The sequence below is a fragment of the Collinsella aerofaciens genome, assembly GCF_039062365.1.
Lineage (GTDB): Bacteria > Actinomycetota > Coriobacteriia > Coriobacteriales > Coriobacteriaceae > Collinsella.
On the sequence record NZ_JBCJBI010000003.1, the window covers coordinates 61,028 to 74,483 of the forward strand.

General features: G+C 62.3%; 11 protein-coding genes and 1 tRNA gene. 8 read left to right on the forward strand and 4 right to left on the reverse strand.

The genetic code is table 11. The features are described from left to right. The 4 genes from aroA to aroF are packed head-to-tail and all read right to left on the reverse strand — an operon-like array spanning window position 1 to window position 4,397. Window positions 1-1,320, reverse strand: a complete 1,320-nt coding sequence (aroA, locus tag ABCN01_RS02365) for a 3-phosphoshikimate 1-carboxyvinyltransferase (protein ID WP_117861955.1) — start codon at window positions 1,318-1,320, stop codon at window positions 1-3. Continuing rightward, entirely contained in the window at window positions 1,314-2,420 is a 1,107-nt protein-coding gene (gene aroB, locus ABCN01_RS02370) for a 3-dehydroquinate synthase (protein WP_342996361.1), read from the reverse strand. The genes aroA and aroB overlap by 7 nt, the downstream gene beginning before the upstream one ends. A 36-nt stretch (window positions 2,421-2,456) precedes the next feature. Beyond that, window positions 2,457-3,371: a prephenate dehydrogenase gene (locus ABCN01_RS02375; protein ID WP_342996360.1), complete on the reverse strand. Its 915-nt coding sequence runs from the start codon at window positions 3,369-3,371 to the stop codon at window positions 2,457-2,459. Window positions 3,372-3,374: 3 nt separating this feature from the next. Beyond that, a complete protein-coding gene (gene aroF / locus ABCN01_RS02380) occupies window positions 3,375-4,397 on the reverse strand; it encodes a 3-deoxy-7-phosphoheptulonate synthase (protein WP_035138595.1) in 1,023 nt (340 codons plus the stop codon). Window positions 4,398-4,601: 204 nt separating this feature from the next. Between aroF and ABCN01_RS02385 the strand changes: the two genes are divergently transcribed. From ABCN01_RS02385 to ABCN01_RS02420, 8 genes are all read left to right on the forward strand, one after another. Beyond that, window positions 4,602-4,678: transfer RNA gene (locus tag ABCN01_RS02385), tRNA-Arg, on the forward strand. A gap of 76 nt (window positions 4,679-4,754) precedes the next feature. Beyond that, window positions 4,755-7,478 carry an HAD-IC family P-type ATPase gene (locus tag ABCN01_RS02390; protein WP_342996359.1) on the forward strand — a complete coding sequence of 908 codons (2,724 nt, stop codon included), beginning with the start codon at window positions 4,755-4,757 and terminating at the stop codon, window positions 7,476-7,478. 103 nt (window positions 7,479-7,581) lie between these two features. Continuing rightward, window positions 7,582-8,724 (forward strand): zinc ribbon domain-containing protein, encoded by a 1,143-nt coding sequence (locus ABCN01_RS02395; protein WP_342996358.1) that lies wholly within the window; start codon window positions 7,582-7,584, stop codon window positions 8,722-8,724. A gap of 107 nt (window positions 8,725-8,831) precedes the next feature. Next, the gene (locus ABCN01_RS02400; protein WP_006236059.1) at window positions 8,832-9,374 is read left to right on the forward strand and encodes a peptidylprolyl isomerase; all 543 of its coding nucleotides are present in this window, start codon (window positions 8,832-8,834) and stop codon (window positions 9,372-9,374) included. Between the two features lie 11 nt (window positions 9,375-9,385). Continuing rightward, on the forward strand, window positions 9,386-10,690 hold the full coding sequence (locus tag ABCN01_RS02405) for a tetratricopeptide repeat protein (RefSeq protein WP_342996357.1): 1,305 nt from the start codon (window positions 9,386-9,388) through the stop codon (window positions 10,688-10,690). 127 nt (window positions 10,691-10,817) lie between these two features. Then, a complete protein-coding gene (mreB, locus tag ABCN01_RS02410; RefSeq protein WP_006236061.1) occupies window positions 10,818-11,849 on the forward strand; it encodes a rod shape-determining protein in 1,032 nt (343 codons plus the stop codon). Window positions 11,850-11,927: 78 nt separating this feature from the next. Next, window positions 11,928-12,869 carry a rod shape-determining protein MreC gene (gene mreC, locus ABCN01_RS02415; RefSeq protein WP_342996355.1) on the forward strand — a complete coding sequence of 314 codons (942 nt, stop codon included), beginning with the start codon at window positions 11,928-11,930 and terminating at the stop codon, window positions 12,867-12,869. Window positions 12,870-12,880: 11 nt separating this feature from the next. Further along, window positions 12,881-13,447, forward strand: coding sequence for a rod shape-determining protein MreD (locus ABCN01_RS02420; protein WP_342996354.1), 567 nt, complete (start codon window positions 12,881-12,883; stop codon window positions 13,445-13,447). The last annotated feature ends 9 nt before the right edge of the window (window positions 13,448-13,456 follow it).

Here is a 13,456-nt window from a genome sequence, read left to right on the forward strand (position 1 = left end):
CTATTCCTCCTCGAGTGTGACCTTGCCGCCCAGCAGGCGGTAGTGGTCGAAGAAATCGGGATAGGACTTGTTGACGGCCTCGGCGCCGTGGATCACGACCTCGCCGGTGGCACGGCTCGCGGCGATGGCGGCCATCATGGCGATGCGATGGTCGTTGTGCGAATCGACCTCGCCGCCGGTAAAGGCATCGACACCCTTGATGATGAGGTCGTCGCCGGCAATACGCACCTGCGCGCCCAGCGCGGTGAGCTCGCGGGTGGTGGTGACCAGGCGGTCGGATTCCTTGATGCGCAGACGGGCGCAATCGCGGATAAAGGTGCGGCCCTGTGCCAGCGAGGCCACGGCCGAGATAACGGGCACCAGGTCGGGGATGTCGTGGGCGCTCATCTCAAAGCCGGCGAGCTTGTCGGACTGCACGGTGGCGGCGTTGGTGGAGCGCACGATGCGGGCGCCAAAGCGCGAAAGCGCGGCAAGCACGTTGCGGTCGCCCTGCGCAGAGCTCAGCGACACGCCCTCCACGGTGATGGGATCGGTGCCGATGGCGCCAGCACACAACCAAAAGGCGGCGTTGGACCAGTCGCCCTCGACGGCCACGCTGCCGGGCGTGCGGTACGAGCCACTGCTCACGCGGAAGTTTGTGACCTCGGGCTGACCGTCCTTGGCGGGAATGCGCTCGACGTTGACCTCGACGCCGAAGGCCTTCATGGCCTGGATCGTCAGGTTGATGTAGGGGCGGCTCTCAATGAGGCCGGTCACCTGCACGCAGGAGGGCTGGGCCAGCAGCGGGGCTGCCAGCAGCAGGCCCGAGATGTACTGCGAGCTTACGTTGCCCGGCAGCACAAAGGTGCCCGGGCGCATGCGGCCGCTCGTCTTGAGCGGAAAACCGCCCAGACCCTGTAGGTCGCAGCCGGCGGCGATGATCTCGTCCGAGAGCGGGGAGAGGGGGCGTGCGCCCAGGCGTCCCTGGCCCACAAAAGTTGCTTCTGCGCCCAGCGCGCAGGCGACGGGCAACATAAAGCGGAGCGTGGAGCCGCTTTCGCCGCAGTCAAGCGTTCCGCCGGCAAGTGCCTTGAGCAGGCCAAACTCAATACTCTTCATAGTGGGATGGACCTGGAAGCCATCCTCGACGGTCTCGATGCGAGCGCCCAGTGCCGTAAGGCAACGCACCGTAGCCTCGATGTCGGCGCAGGTGGTGTTGCAGGTAACGTGCGTCTCGCCGTTGGCAAGCGCGGCGCAGATGATCAGGCGATGCGCCATCGACTTGGACGCGATGGCGGGAACGGTGCCCTTAAGCGGGGACGGGGTGATGCGGGCTAGCATGCGAATGCGTCTCCCTTCTGGCCGAGGCCCTCGGCAATGAGTTCGTGGAAAGTGGAAAGCGGCGTGCGGTCGATGCTGCAGCGGCCGATGCCGTGCGGAATCACCAGGTCGATGGTGTCGCCCGCGCGCTTCTTGTCGTGGAGCGCCTCGGCAAAAACGGCATCGGCATCTAGGTCGCAGCGGGTCTTGAGGCCATGGCGGGCGCAGAGCTCCTCGATACGACCGGGCAGTGCAGCATCGCAAATGCCGTGCAGAGCCGCGGCGCGCGTGATGATGCCCATGCCGATCGACACGCAGTTGCCGTGTCCGAGCTCAAAGTGCTCGCAGGCCTCGACGGCGTGTCCGGCGCTGTGTCCAAAGTTGAGGAGCTTGCGCTGGTTGGTCTCGCGCTCGTCGGCAACGACCACGGCGCGCTTGATGTCGATATTGCGGGCGATGATGAGCGCTACGCGGGCCACATCGCGGTTGAGCAGCTCCAGCGTGAGCGGGGTCTTCTCCAGCTCGGCGAAAAGCTCCGGGTCGGCGATCACGGCGTGCTTGATGACCTCGCCGCAGCCGTCGGCGAACTGCTCGGGCGTGAGGGTGGCTAGGCACCCCACGTCGGCGATAACCACGCTCGGCTGCCAAAAGGCGCCGGCCAAGTTCTTGCCGGCAGCCAGGTCGATGGCGGTCTTGCCGCCCACCGACGAATCCACCATAGCTAGCAGGCTCGTCGGGATCTGCATAAACTTGCAGCCGCGCATGTAGGTGGCGGCCACAAAGCCCGCCACGTCGCCTACGACGCCGCCGCCGAGTGCCACGATCACATCGGAGCGCGAAAGCTCGTGTTCGGCCACAAACTCCAAAATGGCAACATAGGTTTCGGCGCGCTTATGGGCCTCGCCGGCCTCGAAGGTGCAGATGCTCACTTCGTAGCCTGACGCCTCCAGGCTCTGCTTAACGGGCATCTGGTAGAGCGGGCCCACGTTGGTGTCCGTCACGATGACGGCCTTGGTGCCGCCGGCAGTGGCGCGCACGAGCGGTCCCGCCTGCTCCAGCAAAAACGTGCCAACATGCACCCGGTAGGGGCGTGCAGTGTCGATATCGATGGTAATCGCCATAAGCTTCGGTCCTTTCGACCTGGCGTGATAGGTGGTCTAGTGGGAGGCCTCGTCGTCGAGTGCGCGCTTAATGCGGTCGCCCTCGGCAAGGAGATTCTCCAGATAGCGCTGGTCGCGGTCCTTAAGGGCGCGGCTGTAGGCGCCAAGCGAGTCGATCAGATGGTCGATCTCGAAGGCGAGCGCGTCGGCGTCGTCGATCATGAGCTCGGACCACATTTGCGGGTTGAGGTGCGCCACGCGGGTGAGATCGCGGTAGCTACCGGCCGAAAAGCCGTGGTGGACCTGGGCGGTGGGGCTTTTGACGTAGGCGTTGGACACCACGTGCGCAAGCTGGCTCGTGAAGGCGATGACGCGGTCGTGCTCGGCGGCGCTGGTCACGCTGAACTTGCCAAAGCCCAAGGGGCGCACCATCTCGCGCACCTGGCCCAAAAGCTCCAGTTTGAGCGCATCGTCCACCGCGGGCGGCACGAGCACGAGTGGCGCGCCCTGGAACAGGTCGGCGCGGGAGTGTGCGTAGCCCGAGTACTGCGTGCCCGCCATGGGGTGTGCGCCCACAAAGTAAAAGCCGTGCTCACGGGCAAGCTCAAAGGCACGTTCGCACACGATGCCCTTGACGCCCACGGTGTCGATCACCACGGGACCCATGATGGCCTCGGTGTCGGTGGCGTCGGCGAGGGCCTGGGCATGCGCCTCGAGCCACTCGATGCAGGCCTCGGGGTAGCAAGCCAGGACGATGATGTCGCATTCGCCGAGTGTCTCGTCGTTGAGCTCTCCGGCGACAGTGCCCATGCTGGCGGCCGTCATGACATCGTCATCGGGGTCCCAGGCCAGCACGCGGACGCCCGCCTGGGCATAGCCGCGGGCAAAGCTACCGCCGATGAGGCCAAGGCCGACGATACCGGCGCACTTGGGGCCGCCCTGGTTAACGCGCGCGTTTCTCACCGTACCCATGGGCTACTCCATGGTCTCTTGGCAGACGACCTCGCGGATGGCGCGAATGCGGCGCATGGTGTCGTCGAACTGGTCGGGGGTGAGGGCCTGAGCGCCGTCGGACCATGCGCGGCTGGGCTCGTCGTGGACCTCGATCTCCAGGCCGTTGGCGCCGCAGGCGGTCGCGGCGAGCGCCATGGGCTCAACGTAGCGGGTGTAGCCGGTGGCGTGGCTGGGGTCGGCGACGACGGGCAGGTGCGACAGGTGGTGCAGAACCGGCACGGCGTTGAGGTCGAAGGTATTGCGGGTGCGGGTCTCGAAGGTGCGGATACCGCGCTCGCACAGGATGACGTTGTCGTTGCCCTCGCTCATGATGTACTCGGCTGCCATAAGCAGCTCGTCGATCGTGCCGGACATGCCGCGCTTGAGCAGAATCGGGGTCTGGGTCTTGCCGACCTCCTTGAGCAGGGGGAAGTTCTGGGCGTTGCGGGCGCCGATCTGCATGACGTCAATCTTCTTGTCCAAGAAGACCTGCACGTCGCGTGGATCCATGATCTCGGTGACGATCGGCATGTCGAGCTCGGCAGACGCCTCGCACAGCAGGTCGAGGCCGGCGGGGCCCATGCCCTGGTAGGCGTAGGGGGAGGTGCGGGGCTTGTAGGCGCCACCGCGCAGCATCGTGGCGCCGGCGGCCTTCACGCGGCGTGCGATGCGGATGAGGTTCTCGCCCTCGACGGAGCAGGGGCCGGCGATGACCTGGAACTGGTCGCCGCCGATCTTGACGCCATGGCCGCAGTCGATGACGGAGTCCTCGGGGTGGAACTTGCGGTTGGCGCGCTTGAACGGCTCGGAGACGCGCTGCACGCGCTCGACGACATCCATGGACTCGAGCAGGAACGGGTCGATCTTGGTCGTATCGCCCACCAGGCCGATAATCGTCTCATTCTCGCCGCGCGAGACATCGGTCTTCAGGCCCTTTTTCTCAATCCAGCTGACGATATGGCCGACGGCCTCGTCGCTGGCGCTCTGCTTTAAAATTGCAATCATGGTGTGCCTCTCACCTCGATGGATAACTTTTGCAAAAACGGCCCGCATCGCGAGCCGTGTATATATGGTGCATGAGAGTTTATACTATCTGACTCGCTTTTGCCTTCTAAAGTGGGCCGTTGCGCCGCGTCTTCCTCGGAATTGCAAAGCTTTTTCTTTTATTTTGATAGCCCGTGGCGCACTTGGGTATAATGCCAAACGTTGGCCCTATTAGCTCAGGGGATTAGAGCGTCTGCCTCCGGAGCAGAAGGCCGTTGGTTCGAATCCAACATGGGGCACCATCGAACGTAAGACCGTCCGAACCTCGCATGGTCCGGGCGGTTTTTCTTATACCGACGCGACGTGATGGGACGTGGTATGGCAGCAACGGATATCGAGCGCGGACTCTCAACCGCCGAGGTCGAGGAGCGTATCGCCGCCGGTAAAATCAACCGCAACATGGAACTCAAGACCAAGTCGGTCAAAGAGCTCATCATCGAGAACCTCTGCACGCTGTTCAATTTGATTAACGTGATCTTGGCGTTCCTGGTCATTTTGACCGGTTCGTTTAAGAATCTGACGTTCCTGTTCGTGGTGTTCCTCAATACCGCTATTGGCGTCATTCAATCCATGCGTTCCAAGAAGATGGTCGATAAGCTCACGCTGCTGACCTCCAAGAAGGCCATCGCGGTGCGCGACGGCGCCGAGGTGGAGCTCGACTTGGACCAGATCGTGCTCGACGACATCATCCGCCTGGGGCGCGGCGACCAGATTCCCGCTGATGCCGTGGTGGTTTCGGGCGAGGCGCTCGTGAATGAGAGCCTGCTGACGGGCGAGAGCGACCTTATTAAGAAACAGCCCGGTTCCGAGCTAATGAGCGGCAGCTTTATCGACTCGGGCTTGCTGCGCGCCCGCGTGATTCATGTCGGCGCCGACAACTACGTGGCCAAAATTAATAACGAGGCCAAGTACGTCAAAAAGGTCAATTCCGAGATCATGAACGCGCTTAACGCCATCGTGCGCTTTGCGAGCATCATCATGATCCCGCTCGGTTTGGCGTTGTTTGCCTCGAGTGTGAGCGAGCTGTGGGATGCCGCGGGAACTCCAGGCGATAGCGCGCTTTCCTGGTGCTTCTCCGAGCTGCTGGCTGGTCATGTGCCTTCGTCGGCGCTGCTGTCCACGGTGGGCGCCCTGCTGGGCATGATCCCGCAAGGCCTGGTGCTGCTGACCTCGTCGGTGCTCGCCATCGCCACGGTGCGCCTGGCCCGCCGCAAGGTGCTGGCGCAGCAGCTCTACTGCATCGAGACGCTCGCTCGCGTCGATGTACTGTGCCTGGACAAGACGGGCACCATCACATCGGGCCGCATGGAGGTCGAGGGCACGTATCCGCTGCCGGTTGAGGGCGTGAGCCTAGGCGCCGGCTCGGACGAGGCGGCTGTTCCCGTCGATTCCACGGTGCTCGATTTTGCGCTGGCTAACGTCGCGCGTGCGACTTCGGCCGATGCCAACGAGACCTGCCAGGCGCTGCTCAACTATTACGCCGATCGCCCGGTCGAGGTGTCTGAGCCGCTGTCGGTCATTCCGTTCTCGTCGTCTAAAAAATGGAGTGGCGCTTCGTTTGCGCAGGGCTCCTACGTAATGGGTGCGGCGCAGTTTGTGCTTTCTGATCGTGTGTTTTCTCAGGTCGAGAACCGTGTCGCCGAGCTTGCCGATACCTGCCGCGTGCTCGTGGTGGCGCGCGTGGACGGCTTTACGCCCGATGGCGATATGGTGGGCGAGGCCGAGCCCGTGGGCTTTGTGACCATCCGCGACGAGATTCGTGCCTCGGCGGCCGAGACCATCGGCTACTTTAACGAGCAGGGCGTGACCCTCAACGTGATCAGTGGCGACGACCCGCGTACGGTGTCGTCGATCGCACGCGTGGTGGGCGTGCCGGGGGCGGACGCTTATGTGGACGCCACGACGCTCGATACGCCGGCCAAGCTCGATGCCGCAGTGGACCGCTACCATGTCTTTGGTCGTGTGACCCCGCAGCAGAAGCGCGAGCTCGTGCAGGCGCTCAAGCGCCGCGAGCACACCGTGGCCATGACGGGCGACGGCGTCAACGACGTGCTGGCGCTCAAGGAGGCCGACTGCTCCGTGGCCATGGCGGCCGGCTCCGATGCCGCGCGCAACGTGGCCGAGATCGTACTCGTCGACAACGATTTTGCCTCGATGCCCGCCGTGGTGGCCGAGGGCCGTCGCTCCATCAACAACCTGCAGCGTTCGGCCTCACTGTTCCTGACCAAGACGCTGTTCTCGATGGGCCTGGCGGCGCTGTGCATCGCGCTGCCGCCGTACCCCTTCGAGCCCATCCAGATGACGCTCATCAACTTCTTCTGCATCGGCGCGCCGGGCTTTGTGTTGGGCCTGGAGCCCAACAATGCTCGCGTGAAGGGTGCGTTTTTGACGAACGTACTCAAGCGTGCACTGCCGGCGTCGATTGCGGTCATTTTGGCTGCGGCGCTCGATATCTTTGTGGCGCGCGTGTTTGGCTTTAACCAGCTCACGCTGTCTACGATGTGCCTGCTTACGTCGTGCGCGGCGAGCGTCAGCCTGATCTGGCGCATCTCGCAGCCTCTCACGCCCTTACGTGTGGTGCTCTTTGTGTTTGTAGTCGCCGGCATCCTGGTGGGCGTTATTGGATTCCCAGAGCTGCTGTCTATTGCCAACCTGTCGATGGGCCAGATGGTTATCTTGGCTGTCATCGTGGTCTTTACCTGCTCGGTGTTCTTTAAGCTCGCCACGATGATGGATTCGCTCAAGCCGCGTCGTCGTCATGCTGCAACTGGTTTTGGCCGCGGTGTGCGCGTCCACCTGGGTCGCGGTGGCGGCAAGGTGAGCTCGACGGGTTCGACGGCCGAGCGTTTTGCCAAGCGCTTCGCCGCCGACATGGCGCAGCGCCGCGAAGATCGCACCGCTCGCGAGGCCGAGGCCCGCGCACTCGAGGGCGTGGCCCAGGCCCAGCCCAAGAAAAAGAAGAGTACCGGAGCCAAGCGCTCTCGCGTGACCAAGTCCGCCCAAGGCATCAAAGTTTCGATGCCAAGCAAAAAGAAGAAGTAACTACGCGCCCTGGCGATGTTGAATTGGTGCCTTGCTCCTGTGGGGCCGTGGCGATGTTATGCTCTAACCTCGATTGTTTGAATTGCTTCGAAAAGAGGATGCCGTGATCTGCCCGCATTGCCTTAAGACTATCGAGGACGGCGCCTCGTTCTGCCCCTACTGCAACGCCTATGTGGGTCCGGGCGATGGCCCCGAGCACACCGAGTTCGTGTTCTGTGAGGGCTGCGGTGCCCGTCTTTCTCCGCATGATCGTACGTGCCCCAAATGCGGACGCCCCGCTCCGGGTATCCTCTCCGAGGACGCGGCCGCATCCGACTTGGCTGCGGGCCGCACGGCGGGTTTTCCGCGCCTAACGCAAGAGCAGATCGATACCGAGGTGCCGCATGCGCCGGCCTCTGCCGCTGCGGTGCTTTCGGACGCCGCCGATCCTAACGAGACCTGCGTGCTGCCGGCTTTCGATAAGGATTTCGGTATTCCCAAGGTCGATATTCCCACGCCGGTTTCCCTGCACGACGATGCTCAAAAACCCAAGCGCAAGGTGCATCCCGACGAGGACGCCTATCACAAGCACAAGCGTCATATTCCCAAGCCGCTCATTATCATCGCGGTCCTTGCCGTTGTTTGTGGCGGTGCCTATTGGTTCGTGACGGCCGATCCCATGGGTGTCATGCCTGGCTTCTACGACCAGTTTGGCCAAGCTGCACAAACCACCTTCCCCACGCGCCAAAAGGGCGAGGCGACTGAGGACGATACCAAGCAGGACGATTCTGCCGAGGTGGTCCAGGAAGAAACCGTGCTGACCGATGATCAGCTCTATACCAGGCTCGACGGTCTGTATCAGACCATCGTGTCCTACGGTGACGAGGGCCAGATCGGCGAGGTCATCGATTCCTTTAACAACGGCTATCTCCGAACGCCGCTGTCCACCCGTCAGGAGCTGTCGCAGAGTGCCTACGCCCTGCGCGACCAGATTAAAAAGACGCAAGATGAGCTCAACAACCTTAAGTATCAGGACGATACGGTCTATGCGGACGACATCGCCCACTTAAAGCAGCTTGCCGAGTGGATGTACGAGCGCGTCGACGTGATCTGCCAGAGCTGGGATATCTCGCTGGCCATTCCCGATGGCGAGTCGATGAGTTCCCACCAAAGCGAGATCCTGGCGCCCATCGCACAGGGCGGCAACAGCGCGCTGAATCAGTACGACGCCAACGTGGGCTCCTGGAAGCCGCAGCAGCGTTCCTAAAATTAGTTCGCCATAGTCGGCATAACCTACGTGCGCAATTGATGTAAGCGCATGCTTATTGCTACAATTCGTACAAATATGCTTTAAACGCACGAGGAAGGAACCACATGTTTGGGTTTAAGAAAGAGCTCTATACGCCCGAGTATCAGCTTGCCGGCGACGAGTGCGCCGTTATCGAGACGTCGAAGGGTACCATCAAGGTCAAGTTTGACGGCGAGGGCGCTCCCATTCATGTCGCGAACTTCTGCGAGCTTTCCACGATGGGTTTCTATGATGGCCTTAAGTTCCATCGCTATGTGCCCGGCTTTGTCATTCAGGGCGGCGACCCCAATACCCGCGACATGTCCGGCGCCGACGTCGCTGCCGGCCTTGAGGGCCCCGACGGCATGCCCGGTACCGGTGGCCCCGGCTACTGCATCAAGGGCGAGTTTGCCACCAATCCGCGCAACAGCCATGTCGATGGTGCCCTTGCCATGGCACGCTCCATGGACCCCGATTCCGCGGGTTCGCAGTTCTACTTCTGCCTGGGCGCCCAGCATAACCTCGATTCCGGTTACACCGTCTTTGGTACCACGGTCGAGGGTCTCGATGTGATTTCGCAGCTGCGTGCCGGCGACGAGATCGTCCATGTCGAGATCGTTCACGAGTAAAGGGGACTTCCTTGAATAGCCAGCTGATCCAACAGGGCCGCGCCGCTTACCGCGCGGGTGATTTTTCCGCTGCAGCCCAGATGCTTGGGGCGGCAAAGACTCCCGATGAGATTATGGGCGAGGCCGATCACCTTCGCGGCAACGCCTTGATGCACCTGGGCATGTATGCCGAGGCCGCCGAGGCCTACGCCGCTGCCCTCAATGACGGCACCTACGGCAAGCGCGGCGCGCTGCTCACCAACCGCGGCAAGGCACTCGCCGCCGTGGGCGACTACACGACGGCCGCCCAGACGTTCTCTGCTGCTACGCAGGATGCTTCCTATGCCACGCCGTTCAAGGCCTATCTGGGCCTGGGTAACGCGCTGTTCCAGTCGGGCGACTATGCCAACGCGGGTACTGCCTTCCGTCAGGCTGCCATCGACGGCGCCAATCCGGCTCCTGCCGCCGCACTCGGCGAGCTCGGTCGTTGCTTCATTAAGCTCGGCCGTCCGGCGGATGCCGTGGAGACCTACCGCACGGCTATCGACTTTGCCGGCCCCCGCGACGACACGCGTGCGCTCAACGCCGGCATGGGTCAGGCGCTTTCTGCCGCCGGCCGCCCCTCCGACGCACTCGACGCCTTTAACGCCGCTACTGCCGATGGCATCTACCAGCTCACCTCCGAGCAGGCCGATGAGCTTGCCCGCGTACACGATTCGCTTGCCGCACTGTCTGCCCAGACGGCTATGGCCACGGCTCCGGCGCCCGCGATGGACGCTCCTGCCGTCGATCCGCTCGATCCTACGGGCGCGACCGGCCAGTTTATGCCCGATCCCTCGGACACCGGCTTCTTTACACTGTCCGAGTCCGAGATGGTCCAGCAGGACCGTCAGGATCGTAAGCAGGCCAAGGTCCGTCGTCGCCATCGCCACACGGGTCTCAAAGTCTTCATCGTGCTGCTTCTGCTCATTTTGATCGCCGCGGGCGGTCTGGGCTTTGCCTACACGCGCGGCTTTGGCTTCCCCTCGCAGGAGTCGGTTATCACCGATCTGTTCCAGGCTGCCGGCGACGGTGACACCGCAAAGGCCGAGTCTTGTCTGGCATCGAGCCTGTCCGAGGACGCCAAGTCTATGATCATCTCCTCGATTCCGCAGGGTGCCACCGTGTCCGTCGAGGGCATGGATCAGTCCATGACCGAGACGACCGCCAAGGTGAAGGCATCGCTGTCCAAGGGCGGCGAGCAGGAGTACACCGTCAAATTCGTGCGCTCCGACAACCATATCGGCTGGGCCGTTTCCTCGCTCGATATGGATTTCTCGGCTGCTGACAACCAGTAGTGACCTTATGGGATTTAGCTTTGCCCGGTGCTTCACCGCAAGTGAGGTGCCGGGCTTGCGCTAGTATGATGAGCTAGTAGTTTTCCAGCAATCATCCAACACATCAGGAGTTGCGTTGTTTTCTTTGATGGATATGTTCTTCGGTAGCTATGCGGGCGATCTTGCCATCGACCTCGGCACCGCAAATACGCTTGTCTCCGTGCGTGGCAAGGGCATCGTCATTCGCGAGCCCTCTGTTGTCGCCATCGACAAGAACGACGAGCGCATCCTCGCGGTCGGTATCGAGGCAAAGCGCATGCTCGGCCGTACGCCCGGCAACATCGTGGCCGTTCGTCCCCTGAAGGACGGTGTCATCGCCGACTTCGATGTTACCGAGGCCATGCTCCGTTACTTTATCGACAAGGCGTCTGAGAAGCGCTATCCGTGGACCCCGCGTCCGCGCGTTGTCGTCTGCGTTCCCTCCGGTGTCACGTCGGTCGAGAAGCGTGCCGTCTTTGAGGCCACGATCCAGGCCGGCGCCCGCCAGGCCTATCTGATCGAAGAGCCCATGGCCGCCGCTATCGGCGCCGACCTGCCCGTCGAGGAACCCACCGGTTCCATGGTCATCGACATCGGCGGCGGTACCACCGAGGTCGCTGTTATCGCCATGGGCGGTATCGTCGTCTCGCAGTCCATCCGTATTGCCGGTGACGAGTTCGATCAGGCTATCCTTACGCACGTTCGTGATGCCTACAACCTGGCCATCGGCGAGCGTACGGCAGAGGACATCAAGATCAAGGTCGGCTCCGCCGTGCCGCTCAAGGACGAGCTCGACGTCGAGGTCAACGGCCGCGACGTGATTACCGGTCTGCCCAAGACCGTGCGCATCGAGAGCGAGGAGATTCGTCGCGCGCTCAACAAGCCGCTCGACGAGATGGCTAAGGCCGTCAAGGACGCACTCGATGCCACGCCGCCCGATCTTGCCTCGGACCTTATGTACTATGGCATATTGCTGACCGGTGGCGGCGCGCTGCTGCGCGGTCTCGACGTGCGCCTGCGCGATGAGACCGGCGTTTCGGTCAACGTCAGCCCCACGGCGCTCGATAACGTCGTTAACGGCTGTGCCCGCGTGCTCGAGGCCAATGCGTTTGATGGCGGCTTCGTCCAGACCAATGCTTAATTTCCAAAAGGTGGATTCCATTTGGCACGATCTTCGGGTTTCTCCACAAATCTGAATACCAAGCGACAATCAACGGGTATGCGCCCGTTGATTGTTTTCAGCCTGATTTCGGTGTTGCTGCTCACGTTTTACATCCGCGAGGGCGAGGCAGGACCGATTCATGCCGTGCGTTCGGGCGTAACGACGATTACCTCGCCGGTGCGCTTTGTGGGTTCGGCTGTGGCGGCTCCCTTCAATGCGATCGGCAACGTGTTCTCTAACCTTACGGCGTCGCAGGACACGCTTGATGAGCTTAAGAAGCAAAACGAGGAACTGACCTCTAAGGTTGCTGAGCTCTCCGAGGCTCAAAAGACCGCTGAGCGTCTGGAGGGGCTGGTCGGCCTGCAGTCGACCTACAACCTTAAATCGACCGCAGCTCGTATCGTCGGTGCCTCGGGCGATGCCTGGACCTCGACCGTCACGATCGATAAGGGTTCTGCCGACGGGCTTACCATCAACATGCCCGTAACGAGTTCGGCCGGTGTTATCGGCCAGATTATCGAGGTATCGGCCAAAACGTCGACCGTGCGCCTGATTGGCGACGAGAACTCGGGCGTGTCCGCCATGGTGCAGGACACGCGCGCCCAGGGTATGCTGCAGGGTCAGGCTGACGGCACGCTGCGTCTTGAGTACGTGAGCGTCGACTCCGATGTTAAGGTTGGCGACATCATCGTGACCTCGGGCATTGGCGGTGTGTTCCCCAAGGGTCTACCGCTCGGCACCGTCTCGTCGGTTGAGAAATCGGCAAACGACGTGTACTACACCATTGTGGTGCGCGCTCAGACCACGGCCGAGAACAACGAGGAAGTGCTGGTCATCACCTCGCTGACCGACGAACAGTCGGCCTCGGATGAGGACGTGAGCACGGCCAACAGCACGCCGCAGGGAACGTCGCGCGATGCTGCGACCAAGACGAAGGACGGGAGCTCGGATGACAGTTCCGACACGTCCGAGACGACCGATTCCGGCTCGAGCGAATAGGGGGCATGTCCATGGATCTACACGAGCAGGGGATGAGCTCCCGCACGTTTGTGATCGCCGCCATTGTGTGCGTGCTGCTGCAGGCAGGCCTGGCACCGCAGATCTCCATTGCGGGCGGTCGCGTCAACTTCATGATTATCTTGGTGTGCCTAAGCGTGTTCTCGGGCGACCCGACCCGTGCCGTCGTGTGCGGTTTTTGCAGCGGGTTGTTCTATGACCTGTCCGCTGCCGTGCCGGTGGGCGTTATGTCGCTCCTGCTGACCGTGGGTTCTTTTGCCCTGGTGCACAGCGCCGTCGGTCAGACGGGCGGTACCCCGAGTGCGCGCGGCGTCACCGTGGGCGCCTTTGCGCTCGTCATTAATGTGATCTACAGCATCATCTTGCTGTTTATGGGTTTGGAGACGAGCTTTGTCGTGGCGATCTTCGGCCATGCGCTGCCGTCCTCGATCCTGACGGGTCTGGTTGCCATTCCGTTTTTGATGTCCGGCGTCGTGCCGCAGTCCGGCTATGGATTCTCCGCACGTGGCGGACGCCAGACGGGTATGCGCTTTAAGCCCAAGACCCGCAAGTTCAAATAGGGGAGGCCC

Bases quoted from the DNA above. Each gene is read 5' to 3' on its own strand.
- aroA (WP_117861955.1), bottom strand. From the start codon at position 1,320: ATGCTAGCCCGCATCACCCCGTCCCCGCTTAAGGGCACCGTTCCCGCC.
- aroB (WP_342996361.1), bottom strand. From the start codon at position 2,420: ATGGCGATTACCATCGATATCGACACTGCACGCCCCTACCGGGTGCAT.
- ABCN01_RS02375 (WP_342996360.1), bottom strand. From the start codon at position 3,371: ATGGGTACGGTGAGAAACGCGCGCGTTAACCAGGGCGGCCCCAAGTGC.
- aroF (WP_035138595.1), bottom strand. From the start codon at position 4,397: ATGATTGCAATTTTAAAGCAGAGCGCCAGCGACGAGGCCGTCGGCCAT.
- ABCN01_RS02390 (WP_342996359.1), top strand. From the start codon at position 4,755: ATGGCAGCAACGGATATCGAGCGCGGACTCTCAACCGCCGAGGTCGAG.
- ABCN01_RS02400 (WP_006236059.1), top strand. From the start codon at position 8,832: ATGTTTGGGTTTAAGAAAGAGCTCTATACGCCCGAGTATCAGCTTGCC.
- mreB (WP_006236061.1), top strand. From the start codon at position 10,818: ATGGATATGTTCTTCGGTAGCTATGCGGGCGATCTTGCCATCGACCTC.
- mreC (WP_342996355.1), top strand. From the start codon at position 11,928: ATGCGCCCGTTGATTGTTTTCAGCCTGATTTCGGTGTTGCTGCTCACG.
- ABCN01_RS02420 (WP_342996354.1), top strand. From the start codon at position 12,881: ATGGATCTACACGAGCAGGGGATGAGCTCCCGCACGTTTGTGATCGCC.